General features: G+C 30.3%; 12 protein-coding genes. 6 read left to right on the forward strand and 6 right to left on the reverse strand.

What is annotated here, in order from left to right:
* Positions 1 to 142: 142 nt before the first annotated feature.
* Complete coding sequence (asnB, locus tag F3K33_RS05420) at positions 143 to 1,987, forward strand: asparagine synthase (glutamine-hydrolyzing) (protein ID WP_039770462.1); 1,845 nt, start codon at positions 143 to 145, stop codon at positions 1,985 to 1,987.
* Positions 1,988 to 2,176: 189 nt separating this feature from the next.
* Here the strand turns inward: asnB and F3K33_RS05425 are convergent, their stop codons facing one another.
* Together F3K33_RS05425 and F3K33_RS05430 are read right to left on the reverse strand one after the other, a co-directional pair.
* Positions 2,177 to 2,479, reverse strand: coding sequence for a hypothetical protein (locus F3K33_RS05425; protein ID WP_011968378.1), 303 nt, complete (start codon positions 2,477 to 2,479; stop codon positions 2,177 to 2,179).
* A gap of 155 nt (positions 2,480 to 2,634) precedes the next feature.
* Positions 2,635 to 5,247, reverse strand: coding sequence for a calcium-translocating P-type ATPase, PMCA-type (locus F3K33_RS05430; RefSeq protein ID WP_039770461.1), 2,613 nt, complete (start codon positions 5,245 to 5,247; stop codon positions 2,635 to 2,637).
* 316 nt (positions 5,248 to 5,563) lie between these two features.
* On the opposite strand from F3K33_RS05430, the gene F3K33_RS05435 reads away from it, so the two are divergent.
* From F3K33_RS05435 to F3K33_RS05450, 4 genes are all read left to right on the forward strand, one after another.
* Positions 5,564 to 5,983 (forward strand): YaaR family protein, encoded by a 420-nt coding sequence (locus F3K33_RS05435; protein WP_011968380.1) that lies wholly within the window; start codon positions 5,564 to 5,566, stop codon positions 5,981 to 5,983.
* Positions 5,984 to 6,916: 933 nt separating this feature from the next.
* The gene (locus F3K33_RS05440) at positions 6,917 to 7,915 is read left to right on the forward strand and encodes an ABC transporter substrate-binding protein (protein ID WP_039770459.1); all 999 of its coding nucleotides are present in this window, start codon (positions 6,917 to 6,919) and stop codon (positions 7,913 to 7,915) included.
* Positions 7,890 to 8,645 carry an ABC transporter permease gene (locus F3K33_RS05445; RefSeq protein WP_023973470.1) on the forward strand — a complete coding sequence of 252 codons (756 nt, stop codon included), beginning with the start codon at positions 7,890 to 7,892 and terminating at the stop codon, positions 8,643 to 8,645. Before F3K33_RS05440 ends, F3K33_RS05445 begins: the two co-directional genes overlap by 26 nt.
* Positions 8,642 to 9,310, forward strand: a complete 669-nt coding sequence (locus tag F3K33_RS05450; RefSeq protein WP_011968383.1) for an ATP-binding cassette domain-containing protein — start codon at positions 8,642 to 8,644, stop codon at positions 9,308 to 9,310. Before F3K33_RS05445 ends, F3K33_RS05450 begins: the two co-directional genes overlap by 4 nt.
* Positions 9,311 to 9,347: 37 nt before the next feature.
* On the opposite strand, the gene F3K33_RS05455 is transcribed toward F3K33_RS05450, so the two are convergent.
* On the reverse strand, positions 9,348 to 9,599 hold the full coding sequence (locus F3K33_RS05455) for a hypothetical protein (RefSeq protein WP_017212760.1): 252 nt from the start codon (positions 9,597 to 9,599) through the stop codon (positions 9,348 to 9,350).
* A 97-nt stretch (positions 9,600 to 9,696) separates the two neighbouring features.
* Here F3K33_RS05455 and F3K33_RS05460 point away from each other — a divergent pair, with 97 nt between their 5' ends.
* Positions 9,697 to 11,403, forward strand: a complete 1,707-nt coding sequence (locus F3K33_RS05460) for an ABC transporter ATP-binding protein (protein ID WP_039770457.1) — start codon at positions 9,697 to 9,699, stop codon at positions 11,401 to 11,403.
* A 51-nt stretch (positions 11,404 to 11,454) separates the two neighbouring features.
* Here the strand turns inward: F3K33_RS05460 and F3K33_RS05465 are convergent, their stop codons facing one another.
* The 3 genes from F3K33_RS05465 to F3K33_RS05475 form a co-directional block, all read right to left on the reverse strand.
* Positions 11,455 to 11,886 (reverse strand): hypothetical protein, encoded by a 432-nt coding sequence (locus F3K33_RS05465; protein ID WP_039770455.1) that lies wholly within the window; start codon positions 11,884 to 11,886, stop codon positions 11,455 to 11,457.
* Positions 11,887 to 12,097: 211 nt separating this feature from the next.
* Positions 12,098 to 13,126 (reverse strand): branched-chain amino acid aminotransferase, encoded by a 1,029-nt coding sequence (locus F3K33_RS05470; RefSeq protein ID WP_011968386.1) that lies wholly within the window; start codon positions 13,124 to 13,126, stop codon positions 12,098 to 12,100.
* Between the two features lie 521 nt (positions 13,127 to 13,647).
* A complete protein-coding gene (locus F3K33_RS05475) occupies positions 13,648 to 15,546 on the reverse strand; it encodes an NAD(+) synthase (protein WP_039770451.1) in 1,899 nt (632 codons plus the stop codon).
* Between the last annotated feature and the right edge of the window lie 87 nt (positions 15,547 to 15,633).

Genomic DNA, 15,633 nt, shown 5'->3' on the forward strand with positions numbered 1-15,633 from the left:
CTGTCGCACTTTCTTTAAAGTAAAAAAGATCTTAAATGTGCTATCGCACTTTTTATAAATGTGCAAAGATCTTAATGTGCTGTCGCACTTTTTTTAAAGGTGCATATTTTAATAGTATCAATACTATTAGAAGGTGAAATGGATGTGCGGAATTGCTGGATTAGTAAATTTTAAAAAGAATATAGTACAAGATAAAGATATATTAAATAATATGATAAAGACTTTGGAGAAGAGGGGACCTGATGCAAAAGGATATTATATATCTCCAAATGTTTTATTAGGCCATAGAAGGCTTATAGTTGTAGATCCAGAAGGTGGATTGCAACCTATGACTAAAATATTTGAGGGTAAGAAATACACATTGGTTTATAATGGTGAGCTATATAATACTGAGGATTTAAGAAAAGAATTAAAGGCTAAAGGATTTACTTTTGATTCTTATTCAGATACTGAAGTATTGCTTACATCGTATATTTGTTGGGGGAAGGACTGTGTAAATAAGCTTATAGGTATATTTGCATTTGGAGTTTTTGATGAAGATAAAAGAGAAGTTTTTTTAGCTAGAGATCAAATGGGGGTTAAGCCATTATTCTATACTGTTCATGATAATACCCTTGTTTTTGGTTCTGAGATAAAAACTCTTTTAGCAGATCCAAGAGTTAAAAGAGAAATTGATATGGAAGGATTAACTGAAATATTTGGGCTTGGACCTGCGACAATACCAGGAAGCGGAGTATTTAAGAATATAAAAGAAATTGCACCAGCCAACTGTTTATTAGTTTCATGTGATGGAAACATTAAAAAGTGGGAATATTGGACAGTTGAAGCAAAAGAATTTCATGAAACAGCAGAAGAAGCAATAGTTCATGCGAGAGAATTATTAATAGATGCAGTAAAGAGACAATTAGTTGGAGATGTACCTGTTTGTACATTCCTATCAGGGGGATTAGACTCCTCAATTATATCAGCAATAGCTGCTGAGGAATTTAGAAAACAGGGAAAGAAGCTTACTACTTATGCGATTAATTATGAAGACAATGAAAAGTATTTTAAAGCGTCATTATTTCAACCGACATCAGATGAATACTGGTCAGAAGAAATGGCAAAGTTTATAAATAGTGATCATAGAAAAGTAGTTTTGAATCATTCAGATTTAGCAGCTGCATTAAGAGATGCTGTGATATCAAGAGACTTACCTGGTATGGCAGATATCGATTCATCAATGCTTCTATTTTGTAAAGAAATTCGTAAAGACTTTGTAGTTGGACTTACAGGAGAGTGTGCTGATGAAATCTTTGGGGGATATCCTTGGTTTACAAGGGATGAAATGTTCTATTTAGATACATTCCCATGGTCGAGGTTTGTTAATGATAGAAAGGCTATAGTTAATAAGAAATTAAAAAATATGCCGCTAGAGGAATTAGTTAGAACTCAATATGAAAAATCTCTAAGTAAAGTCCCTCATCTTGATGGGGAGAGTAAGAGAGATTATAGGATGAGGGAAGTGTCATATTTAAATCTAAAATGGTTCATGGTTCAGCTTCTTACAAGAAAAGATAGGACTAGTATGTATAATGGACTAGAAGCAAGAGTTCCATTTGCCGACATTAGATTGGTTGATTATGCGTTCAACTTGCCAGCTGATGTAAAATTATATAAAGGCAGAGAAAAAGGATTATTAAGAGCAGCCTTTGAAGGAATATTGCCAAATGACATTATATACAGAAAGAAGAGTCCATATCCTAAGACACATAATCCAGTTTATACAGACATTGTATGTAAGATGATAACTGAGATTTTAGATAAGAAATCTTCACCAATTCATGAAATCATTGATGAAAAGGTAGTTAGAGAGATAATACTCACAAAAGGAGAATCATATAAAGCTCCATGGTATGGGCAGCTAATGACTGGACCACAATTGCTTGCTTTCTTGATTCAAGTAAATATTTGGCTTGAAGAATATAATGTTAATCTACTAATTTAATTTTTAATTCATAATGCACAATTATGGGTAAGCTACTTTGGAGTTTTAAAAATATATATCTAAAAATTTAATCTTTAATTGTGAATTGTGAATTGTGAATTGTGAATTGTGAATTGTGAATTGTGAATTGTGAATTGTGAATTGTGAATTGTGAATTAAAAAAGTTCTGCCTTCCAGCAGAACTTTTTTCTAGATATATTTGAACTTTACAGATATTTCTTTAATTTCACCTTTTGAATTTTTTCTAATTGAAAATTGTTTTATGTCTTTAAAATCATTTTCTAATTGATAAGTTAATTCTGTAATAGTAGCTTTAGCTTTCTTAGTTAAACCACCATCTTCAATAATTTCAAATCTTGATTTTCTGCAAGTTGTTTCATCATTTTTATCATCAATAATTACATAATATTCAGGTGCTTCTTCTATGACCACATATTCCTTATTTAAAGTTAAAGTTGAACAAAGATCATTATCTATACATTTTATTATCATTTTAATACCTCCTAAATCCCTTTTATATGATAGATTGTACTATAGATATTATCTTGTTTCAACTATAATTAAAAAGATAAAAAAAGTTTGTCAATATTCATAAAAATTGATCATTAAAATATTGTAATAAATGTAATATTTTAATTACCTTATGCTTATCTATGATATTTAATTAACTTAAATATTTCATTAAGCAAGAATGGGATTAAAGAAATACATATTACTAGAAGCCAATCTCTGGCACTTAAAATAAATACATTAAATACATCAGCGAAGAATGGAATTATAATTATTAAAAATTGAATACACATACCAAGTAGAATTGATAGCAATAAATATTTGTTTGTGAAGAGTCCAACCTTTAAAAGAGATTTTTCTCTGCTTCGCATAGAGAGTGAAAAAAATAATTGGGAAAAACTTAAAACTACAAAAGCTAAAGTTTGAGCATGAACTAGGGAGCTCATATACAATCTTTCACCAAGAAGAAAAGCAGCTAATGTTACACCACCAATTAGTACACCATTTAAAGCCAGAAATAACCCCATGTGTTCTGCAAAAAGTGATTCTTTTGGATTTCTAGGTGGATGCTCCATTACGCTTGGATCCTTTGGATCTATACCAAGAGAAAGAGCAGGAAAACTGTCTGTTATTAAATTCACCCATAAAATATGAATTGGTAATAATGGTGGATCAAAATTTAATAGAATAGCTACAAACAAAGAAACTATTTCACCCAAGTTACAGGACAATAAGAATATTATAGCTTTTCTTATATTTGCATAAATATTTCTTCCTTCCTCTACAGCTTTGACTATTGTGGTAAAGTTGTCGTCAGTTAAAATCATATCAGCAGCACCTTTAGCGACGTCAGTCCCTGTAATACCCATAGCAACACCTATATCAGCAGCCTTTAAAGATGGAGCGTCGTTAACGCCATCACCAGTCATAGATACAATATTCCCATGGAATTTAAATGCTTTTACAATCTTAACTTTATTTTCTGGAGAAACTCTAGCAAATACCTTATAATTGTTAACTATTTTATTAAATTCTTCATCGCTATAGCTATCAATTTCAGCTCCAGTCATGCATTCATTTATACTATTTGCAATTCCAAGTTCACTAGCAATTGCAAAAGCAGTATTTTTATGATCTCCAGTTATCATAATAGGAGTTATTCCAGCTTGCTTACATAAAGCAATTGATGGTTTAACTTCCTCTCTAGGAGGATCTATCATTCCCATTAATCCTACGAAAGTTAAATCTTTTTCGAGAGAATCTATGCTGACGCTTTCATCCTTTATGTCTTTATAGCTTAAACCGAGGACTCTTAAGGCTTCGTCAGACATTAGATTAGATATTTTTAGGATTTCATCCTTTTTTTCTTGTGTGAAATCAATTATTTCTCCATCTAATAAGATTTTGTTTGAAAGTTTAAGTAAATTATCAATAGCTCCTTTGGTGAAAACTTTAAAATGTGAATCGTATTTATTTACAGTAGTCATTAGCTTTCTATCTGAGTCAAAAGGAATTTCATCAACCCTTGAGTGATCTGTGCTTAAATCTTCTTTATATAAGTCATACTTGATTCCAGCATCAAGCAAAGCAATTTCAGTAGGATCTCCTGTTTTACTACCATCTTTTGAAGTAGCATCATTGCATAAAATCATTCCTTCAAACAACAATTTTGTATCATTATCACCTAGATCGCAATCATTAATAGATACAAGTTTATTATTTATGCAGCATTTTTTTATTGTCATTACATTTAGAGTTAAGGTTCCAGTTTTATCAGAACATATTATATTAACAGATCCTAAAGTTTCAACGGCTGGAAGTTTTTTTACTATAGAATTTTGCTTTATCATTCGCTGTACACCCATTGCTAGTACTATTGCAACAATTGCTGGAAGGCCCTCAGGAATTGCAGCAACAGCTAAGCTTATAGCAGTTAAAAGCATTTCGAACCAATCTCGTCCTTGAAACATTGATATGACAAAGATCAATATACAAATACCTACAGCTCCAAAGCCTAAAGTTTTTCCAAGAGATGCAAGTCTTCGCTGCAATGGAGTCGTATTATCTTCTTCTTTATTTAGCATATCAGCTATTTTTCCTATTTGTGTATTCATTCCAGTATTTACAACAACACCAGTTCCGCGGCCGTAAGTCACTAAAGTTGACATAAAGGCCATATTTATCATATCACCTATAGGTATATTGCCATTTGCAAGGGTAACATTACTATCTTTTTCAGCAGGGACAGATTCACCAGTAAATGCTGATTCATCTATTTTTAAATTAGCACTTTCAATTAATCGTAAATCAGCAGGGAGATATCTTCCAGCATCTAGTATAATAATATCACCCACAACAACTTCTTCAGAAGGTATTTCTTTTATAATACCTTCTCGCTTAACTATAGCTTTTGGGGTAGATAATTTTTTTAATGCTTCGAGAGATTTCTCTGCCTTAGATTCTTGAAACACTCCTATTAGAGCATTTATTAAAATTACAAGCAGTATTACAATTGTGTCACTATATTCGTGCATAAATGCAGAAATAATTGCTGCAACTAAAAGTATATAAATCATAACATCGTTTATTTGAGATAAGAATAGCTGCCAAAGGCTCTTTTTACTTTGAGAAGCTAATTTGTTTTCTCCATATTTTTCAAGGCGATCTTTTGCCTCTGATTCGGAAAGCCCAACATCAGGATTAACATTTAATTTTTGCAGAACTTCTTGTGAAGGTGCATCAAACCACATGGATAACATCACTCCATTCATAATTTAGTATATACATATATATATTAGAGGTTTAATGAATTTATATACATGGGAAAAAATGAAATATACATATCAAAATCAAATATTAAGTAGAGAAAATAACTGGATTTTGATATAATTAATTAAATATATATATTGCAAAAATAATTCTTCATCATAATTTTAAAGATATTGCAAGAATTTTAGCTGTAATTGTGAATTGCAACATATATACAATAGAGCGTAATTAGCTATTTTTAGAGTTTTAAACTTTTAGATAAACTTTATTTTTGAGTTAGGAAAGGATTGAATATACATGGAGATTGGTAGAGTGCGAAGAGGGACTGTAACTTCTGAGAGAAAAATTATTTCTGAAAAAAAAGATTTTTCCCAAAGTTTTAGTCAGGAAAGACATAAAAAATCAGAAGAACAACTCAAAAAAATGATAGATGACATAAAAAAAAGGGGCAACAGACTAGTAACTACTAAGACTTATGTTGATGTGGTTATGTATAAAAAGATGATAAAAGAATATTTAGAATCGATACTAAAGTTCATGTATGAGACTAAAAAAGATATTAGCTTTTGGCAGACTCAGTATTTCGTAACGGTTGATACTGTTGATGGAAAACTTGAAGAATTAACAAAAGCACTCCTTTCTGATGAAAAAGATAATATAAATATAGCGTCAACAATTGATGAAATTCAAGGGATGATTGTTGATATATATAGATAATAAATGATATATGTGTTGCAATAACATATTCACATTTACAAGGCTATTAAGTTAATCGTTCAATCAAGATGGGAATGTGGAAATCTAATCTCAGTAAGTACATAAATGTATATTTTTTATAAATAGAAATATATTAGAACATGTTTAATAATTATTCTACATGTTCTTTTGTCGTTTTTAATCTTTATTGAAATTATATATGGATACCCTAATTAAGACCTGAACTTATGCATATGTCTCGCCGAAATAAGGATTATGCTATTGTTCCAGTTTCTAAGGGAATTATGATGGATGATTCTAAGATCACAAGTTGCACCCAAGATGCTAGCCTCAAAGGCGAGCTTTGAACTAGCATACTTGGAACAACTTTTAATCTAAGAATCAAAACCATCAAATTCCTAATGAAACATTTCATATTATGACCCTTGTGGTTACAAAAGCATAATTCTTATTTCTAGTTGAGATATATTTCATAGTATCAATCTAACTTATAATCGGGGCATCTATATAGATATCCAATCAAAAATTGGAGTTATTAGATGAACATATTTACAAGGTTGCTAGAACTTTAAGTTCATATATTCACCAGAAATCATAAATATATTTGTGGAGAAAACATTTGAAAATGAGCTGCTAAGATTCTTAGTTGTAGATTGTTCCGCTTTAGCTTGTCACACTGAAAGTGGGAGCATGCTAAAGTGGTGAAATCTGCGGCTTAGAATCTTCAGCGATATTTTCATAGCTTTTCGGAACAAAATATTTATGATTTCGGTAAGTTATCACAGTTTTAAAGTTGGATATCCATACAGATTTGGTATTTCAATTTTAATATGTTATTATAATTAATAGTGAATATCAATTAATTAATATTACTATTAAGTATTTTGATTTAATTCTTAATTTAGATATTAATATTTTTTAGGGGGAATTAGAATGAAAAAAAAGGTATCATTATTTTTAATCATGATATTGTGTGTTTTTACATTTGCAGGTTGTGACAGTAGCTCAAATCAAAGCAAATCTGAAGATAATAAGAAATCAACAAAAGATATTAGCTTTGTAACACCAGATGGGCTTACAGCTATAGCAGTAGCTAAACTTATAAAAGAAAAACCGGAAATTAAATCTGGATACAATGTTAATTATACTATTGAGCAAAACTCTGACAGCTTAGTTACAAGCGTTATGAAGAGTGAGCCAGATATTGCAATTGTTCCTTCAAACGTGGCGGCAACTGTGTTTAATAAGAACAAGGAATATAAAATAGCAGGAACAGTTGGATTTGGATCGTTTTATATAGGTACAACTAATCAAAATCAAAGCGTTGAAGATTTAAAAGGAAAAGAAGTTTACAATATTGGGAAGGGATTAACGCCTGATATAATTGCAAGAACAATACTTAAAGAAAAAGGTATTGATGTAGATAAAGAAATTAATTTTAGTTATGTGAATACAGTAAATGAGCTTGCACCAATAATTTTATCTGGAAAGTCAGAATATGCAGTAATTCCAGAACCAGCTTTATCAACAGTTCAGAGTAAAAATGATAAGTTTAATGTAATGCTAAATTTAAATGAAGAATGGAAAAAATTAAACGACTCTCAATATGGATATCCTCAATCAACAATTATAGTTAAGAAGGAATTGTTAGAAAATGATAAGGAATTTGTTTTAGAACTTTTAAAACAAGTTAAAGATTCAGAAGAGTGGATATATAATAATAAAGAAACTGTTGGAGATTATTGCGAAGAAATAGGAGTTTCGGCAAAGAAGCCAATAGTAGTGAAAGCTATTGATAGGTCAAATATAAAATACGTAGGAATAAAGGATTGTTATAAAGAATATGAAACTTATTTTAAAAAATTAAATGAATTTGATCCAAAAACAATAGGAGGAAGTATACCAAATGATGAAATATTCATGGAAAAGTAGATTATATACTTTACTATCATGTATATTTTTCATAGGGATATGGCAGCTAATTGCAGTAATAATAAATAATGACATATATATTCCAAGATTAGAACAAGTATTAGAAGCTATTAAGAATATTTTTGGTGATAAAAATTCGTTAAAGATAATTTTTAGCAGTTTTTACAGGACTACGACTAGTTATGTATTAGCTTTGATTTTTTCAATGATTTTAGGGGTGCTCGCAATAGTGTATCCCTTTTTCAAGTATTTAATGGAGCCTGTAAATTCATTTAGCAAGACAATTCCAACTATGGTGTTAGTAGTTCTTTCATTGGTGTGGTTTGATAAGGATAGTACACCATTTGTTGCAGGATTTGCTATCATTTTTCCAATCCTTTATGAAGGTATACGGAATAACCTTTTGCAAATAGATAAAAAAATAATCGATATGACGAAGATATATGAAGTGAGCCTAAAAAACAAGGTCAAAAAGATCTATATTCCAACTATGAAATTTTATTTTATGAGCATCTTTGTATCGACATTTTCATTGACTTTTAAAGTTGTAATTGCAGGAGAAGTATACGGGCAGCCAAAGTTTGGGATAGGATCACAGATACAGGTAGAAAAAGTTAATTTTAATACTCCAGGGATTTTTGCATGGATTGTAATTATTGTCATTGTATCTCTAGTTTTAGAGTTTTTAAATAAGTTGTTAAGGAAAAGAACATATAGGTGGTCCAAATGAATATAAGTATTAAAAATCTAAATAAGTCATATGGAACTGAGAAAATTTTTGAGAATTTCAACATAGATTTTTACGACGATAAGATAAATTGTATAATAGGAAAATCTGGGTGTGGAAAGAGTACTCTATTAGACATTATAGCAGGTCTAATAGATGTTCAAAGTGGAGAGATAAGTGGCGTTTCATTAAGTGATATAAGCTATATATTTCAAGAAGATAGGTTAATTGAGTGGCTTACTGTTAAAGAAAACTTGGAAATTGCATTAGAAAAATATTTCAAGGATTCTGATTTGGAGAATAGAATTGATGAAGTATTAAATTTAGTTGGAATTTACGATACAAAAAACAAATATCCAAATGCACTTAGCGGAGGAATGAGACAAAGAGTTAATATAGCAAGAGCATTTGGAAAGCCATCAAAGGTCATTTTAATGGATGAGCCTTTTAAATCTTTAGATTATAAGTTGAAATATGCCATAATTGATGAATTTAAAAATTTATTAGACAAAGAAAAAAGAATGGTTATATTGGTTACTCATGATCTAGATGAAGCTATATATTTCCGAGGGAATATAATAGTATTTAACAATAGACCAGTTAAAATAGCAGGAACATTTATTGAGAATTTAGATAAATGTAAGGAAGAAATTTTAAATATAATATAAAAGTTATATAGTAGGAATGCACTACTAGTACACATTTTTAATTATATATACAAATTTTGCTTCCAACTAAAACGAATAAGAAACTTGCTATTACAAAACTGGAAATACCTAAAAATTTTTTGTTTGCATTTAATAAATTAATGCCAAGTAATGTATCACAAAGGCCTAAGCAAATAAAGATTAATGGAAAAAAATAATCTGGATCAGATTTACTTGCTATGATATTTAGTGAAAATAAAGGCAATAGAATCGCTAAGCAGAAGCTTACAAAATAAAATAGCTTTTTCATAAAAGTTATTCACCACCTTACAATTGGAAAATTATGTATTATATTAAAGTATATACAAGCCATATGAATTTTATTCATTAGAGGAAGGAGATTTTAAATGATAAAAAAATTTATTTCATTTTATAAACCGTATAAATTATTATTTATTTTAGATTTAGTAGTAGCACTTATCGCATCTTTATGCGATTTAGTATATCCAGTTATGACAAGGGATCTAGTAAATGAATCGATTCCTAATAAAGATTTAAGGACAATTATTGTATTTGCCATAGCATTACTTATAATTTTTGGAATCAAGGCTGCATGTGGATATTTCATGCAGTATTGGGGACATGTTGTAGGTGTTAGAATGCAGGGTGATATGAGAAGACATATATTTAAGCACCTTCAAAAATTACCTAATAGCTTCTTTGATAATAATAAAACAGGAGATATAATGTCTAGAATTATTAATGACTTAATGGATATTTCAGAGCTTGCTCATCATGGGCCAGAAGATTTATTTATATCAATAGTTATGCTTATAGGTTCATTTATAATATTGTGTACAATAAATATACCTCTTACAGTTTTAATATTTGCATTCATACCATTTATAGTATGGTTTACTTTATATGAGAGAAAGAAGATGAATAAAGCTTTTCTTGAAACTAAAGTAGAAACAGGAGCAGTCAATGCAAATCTTGAAAATAGTATTTCAGGAATAAAAATATCAAAAGCATTTGTAAGTCACGAAGCCGAAGAAGAAAAATTTGAAAAAGGAAATAAAAGATTCATCAATGCCAGAGAAAGAGCATACAAAGTAATGGCAGAATATTCTTCAGGTGCAGGATTTGGAATGGACGTGCTAAGTTACGTAGGTTTAATAGGGGGAGGAATATTTACACTTATTGGACTTATAAACATTGGAGATTTTATGGCATATATGCTGTTTATAAAAATCTTTATGACCCCAATAAAGAAACTTATTGATTTTATGGAACAATTTCAAAATGGAATTACAGGTTTCCAAAGATATATAGAAATAATGAGTCAAGATAAAGAAAAAGACAAAGTAAATGCGACTGAACTTGAAAATGTTCAAGGTGAAATAGAATTTAAAGATGTTAATTTTAGTTATGAAGGAAAAGAAGTTTTAAAAAATATTTCTATTAAAATAAGTAAAGGAAAGATGTTGGCATTAGTAGGAGCTTCTGGTGGAGGTAAAACAACATTTTGTAATCTTATCCCAAGATTTTATGAAGTTGATAGTGGAGATATTTTAATAGATAATAAGAGTATTTATGATGTTAAATTAGATTCTCTTAGAGAGAATATTGGAATAGTTCAGCAAGAAGTTTTCTTATTTACAGGAACTATAAGAGATAATATACTGTTTGGAAAGACAGATGCAACTGAAGAAGAATTACTAAGAGCCGCTAAGATGGCTAATATTCATGAATTTATAAATACACTACCAGAAGGATATGATACTTACATTGGCGAAAGAGGTGTTAAACTATCTGGTGGGCAAAAGCAGCGTATTTCCATTGCAAGAGTTTTTCTTAAGAATCCTCCAATATTAATTTTGGATGAAGCAACATCGGCACTAGATAATGCAACAGAACGCATAATTCAAGAATCCCTAGAAAAGTTATGCGCTGGAAGGACAACCATAGTAGTTGCACATAGATTGTCTACCATTAAGAATGCAGATGAAATTATTGTACTTGGAAAAACAGGTATAATAGAAGCAGGAACTCATGAAGAATTAATGGAAAAACAAGGAGAGTACAGTAATTTACATAGACTAGCAGCAGTGTAAGCTTTAGATAAAAGAAGGTTGCCAAAAACCATATGTTTTGGCAACCTCTTATCAGTTATTAGATTCATTTTTTAATGAATTTAGCAATTGTACTTTTTTATATATAGTAGATACATCCACATCAACATCCATAGCTTGAGCAAGCTTGTTATGCAATTCAGTTTGAGTAGCATTCTTCTCAGAAGTCTCAGAATCTTTTATTTTATTGTTGAACTTTGCCTGAACTAATCTGGAGTTTTCTTCACTTTTTAATCTTGCCATATTTTCCAATTCATTTGAAAAAGTCGTTGAATTGTCATTTGATGATGATTGTGAAGCTGATGAATGCAAAGTATTGTCAAAAGATTTAGCATTATTTTGTTTTTTATTGGAAGGATTTCGAGGGTTAGTATAAGGTCTCTTTATTATTTTATTATCTATAGCAGCACCAGATACACTAGCCACAATATATTCACTTCTAGAAATTATTCTGTTATCACTCATATAATAGCCCCTCCCTAAAATTATAAATTCAGCTTCAATATTAGTATTAATATATTACTTATATATTCGTATATCTACTAGAAAAGTTTACTAAATATTCTATAATATAATGTATATTTATTTGATTAATATATATACATAAGAGTATAAAAAAATAGTATGAACTTATTTTTGCTAAGTTCATACTATTTTTAAATTTATTTTATAAATATTATTCTACTTCGTATATCCAGCCTTCTGGAGCTTCAACATCACCAAGTTGAATTCCTAAAAGTAAGTCATATAATTTTTGAGTTATAGGACCAACTTCAGTTTCGCTAAAGAATACATGCAATTTATCGTTATGTTGGATTCCACCAATAGGAGTTATTACTGCAGCAGTACCGCAAGCACCAGCCTCTTTAAATTGATCTATTTCATCAATAAATACTTCTCTTTCATAAACAGGCATCTTTAAATAATGTTCAGCAATGTAAAGAAGAGATCTCTTTGTTATACTTGGCAAAATAGATGGTGATTTAGGAGTAACGAATTCATCATTTTTAGTTATTCCAAAGAAGTTCGCAGCACCTATTTCTTCTATTTTTGTATGAGTAGCTGGATCTAGGTAAATACAATCAGCAAATCCTTTTTTTACAGCTTCAGCATGAGCTTGTAATGAAGCTGCATAGTTACCACCAACTTTATTTCCGCCAGTACCATGAGGAGCGGCTCTATCAAAATCATCTAAAACTATATAATTGCAAGGAGATACACCATCTTTAAAATAAGGTCCTACTGGTATACAAAATACACCGAAAATATATTCTGGAGCAGGTTTAACACCAATGTTGTTACCAACTCCCATTAAATATGGTCTAATATATAGAGTTGCACCACTTCCATAAGGTGGTACATATTTTTCATTTGCCTTTACAACTTGTTTAACTGCATCGATAAATTTTTCTTTTGGAATATGTGGCATAAGAAGTTTGTCACAGCTTTCATTCATACGATCTGCATTTAAGTCAGGTCTAAATAATTGAATTTTACCTTCTTTTGTTGTATATGCCTTAAGCCCTTCAAAACAACTTTGGCCATAGTGAATAACCGTAGAAGCTTCACTTATACTAAGCATATTGTCTTCAACAAGTTTTCCTTCATCCCATTTTCCATCTTTCCAAACTGAAATATAACGAAGATCTGTTTTTATGTAATCAAATCCTAATTTACCCCAGTCTATATCAGCTTTTTTCCCCATTTTTATATTCCTCCAAATCTATAAGGCTTATTGCCATTGTTTATTATTGTTATTTAATAACATCTATTTTAGCACTACTTAAAAAAAATTTCCACACATTTGAAAAAAAGTACGCACCTATAAAAAGAGCACGAAGTGCAATTAAGATCATTTCACCTATAAAAAGAGCACGAAGTGCAATTAAGATCATTTCACCTATAAAAAGAGCACGAAGTGCAATTAAGATCTTTTCACAGTTAAAAAGAGTGCGAAGCACAATTAAGAACTTATTAAACGCAACTAGATAGAGAATTTTTGCGTTTAATAATTTTTGGGAGAATATCTCAACTGGAAATCATATATATCTTTGTGTAGAAAACATTTGAAAATAAGCTGTTAAAGGCTCTTAGCTGTAAGTTGTTCAAATTTAGCTTGTCACGCTGAAAGCGGGAGCATGCTGAATTGGGCGCAACTTGCAACTTAGAGCCTTCAGCGATATTTTCATAGTTTTTCGGAACAAAAATATTTATGATTTCGGTTAGCTATTCCCAAGGCTTAGCATCTGATGGCATACGCCAGTCACCTCTAGGACTTAAAGAAATACTTCCGACTTTAGGTCCATCAGGAAGAGCACTTCTTTTAAATTGTTGAGTAAAGAATCTAAAAATAAATTTATCAAGCCATTTTTGTATTTCCTCATCAGAGTAATCATCTTTAAAGGCAGCCCTAGCTAAAAAGAATATTCTCTCTTTAGTTGAGCCATGTTTAATAAAGTGATATAAGAAGAAATCATGAAGCTCATAAGGACCTACAATGTCTTCCGTTTTTTGAGCAATTTCACCGTTAGCATCCTTAGGTAATAATTCAGGGCTTACAGGTGTATCTAGTATATCCATAAGAATATCGCGTACAACTTCAGTAGATTCATGTTGAGCTACATATTGAACTAAATATCTTACAAGAGTTTTTGGAATAGATGGATTTACGGAATACATTGACATATGATCTCCGTTATATGTACACCAGCCAAGAGCAAGCTCTGATAAATCACCAGTACCTATTAAGAGTCCTCTTTCTTTATTAGCAATATCCATTAAAATTTGGGTTCTTTCTCTTGCCTGAACATTTTCGTAAGTTACATCATGAATGTCTTTATCATGACCAATATCTTCAAAATGTTGAAGAGATGCTTTAACTATATTTATTTCTCTAAGGTCTGTACCTAATTCCTTACATAAATTAATAGCATTATTGTAAGTCCTATCAGTAGTACCGAAACCAGGCATAGTAATGGTTACTATATTCTTTTTGTCAATACCAAGCAATTCAAAAGTCTTTACTATTACAAGTAAGGCTAATGTAGAATCCAATCCCCCTGAAATTCCAACTATAGCTTTTTTTGATCCTGTATGCTCTAATCTCTTTGCTAAGCCAGCAGCTTGAATATTAAATATTTCTTTGCAGCGAACTTCTCTTTCTTTTTCGTAAGAAGGCACAAATGGATGTTTATCCACAAATCTATCAAATGTGCTTATTGAAGCATCACTAAATTCAAATTTAATCATGTTAGGATTCTTATTGATAAATTTAGATGAATCTCTAAAGCTCAAGTTTTTCATTCTTTCAGACTTTAATTTGAATACATCAACTATAGAATATATTACTTCATTTTCTCTTTGAAATCTGTAATTTTCTTTTAATAATGAACCATTTTCACTTATTAATAAATGCCCACTAAATAATACATCTGTAGTAGATTCATGAACACCAGCAGAAGAATATATATAGCTGCAAATTGATCTAGCACTTTGATTTGATATTAGGCTTTTTCTATAATCCATTTTGCTAACAAGCTCATTTGATGCAGAAAGGTTTCCTATTATATGAGCGCCCATAAGAGAAAGGTAAGAGCTTGGTGGAATTGTTACCCATAAGTCTTCACAGATTTCAACTCCAAAGTTTGCGATACTTGATGAAAAAATTAAGTTCACTCCAAAAGGAACATCTTTTTGGAATGGTAAATCTACTCTTTCATCCTCAACTGAAAGACCTTCAGTGAACCATCTTTTTTCATAGAATTCACTGTAATTTGGAAGATATGATTTAGGAACTATTCCTAAAACACTTCCTTTAAATAATAGAAAAGCACAATTGTATAAAGTACTTCCACAGATAAGTGGTGCACCTACAGCAATTAAAATATCATCGCCTTTAGTAGAATCTAATATTTCAAAAATTCCATCTAAAGCTTTGTTTAATAAGTATTCTTGCAAAAATAAATCTCCGCAAGTATAAGCTGTTAAGCAAAGTTCTGGGAAAACTATGAATTTACTTTCATTTTTTACTGCATCATTTATGCACTGTAAAATATTTTTAACATTATAATCAACATCTGCAACTCTAGTTTTAGGGCAAGCAGCTGCGACTTTTATAAAATCCATTTAATCACTCCTTGCAATTATAAAGTTTAAGTTTTTTTATTGGTTTATAAGATATAGTTCTAATATAATTAAATACGTTTTAAGTAT

Source organism: Clostridium beijerinckii (assembly GCF_008705175.1).
In the GTDB taxonomy this organism is placed as follows: domain Bacteria; phylum Bacillota; class Clostridia; order Clostridiales; family Clostridiaceae; genus Clostridium; species Clostridium beijerinckii.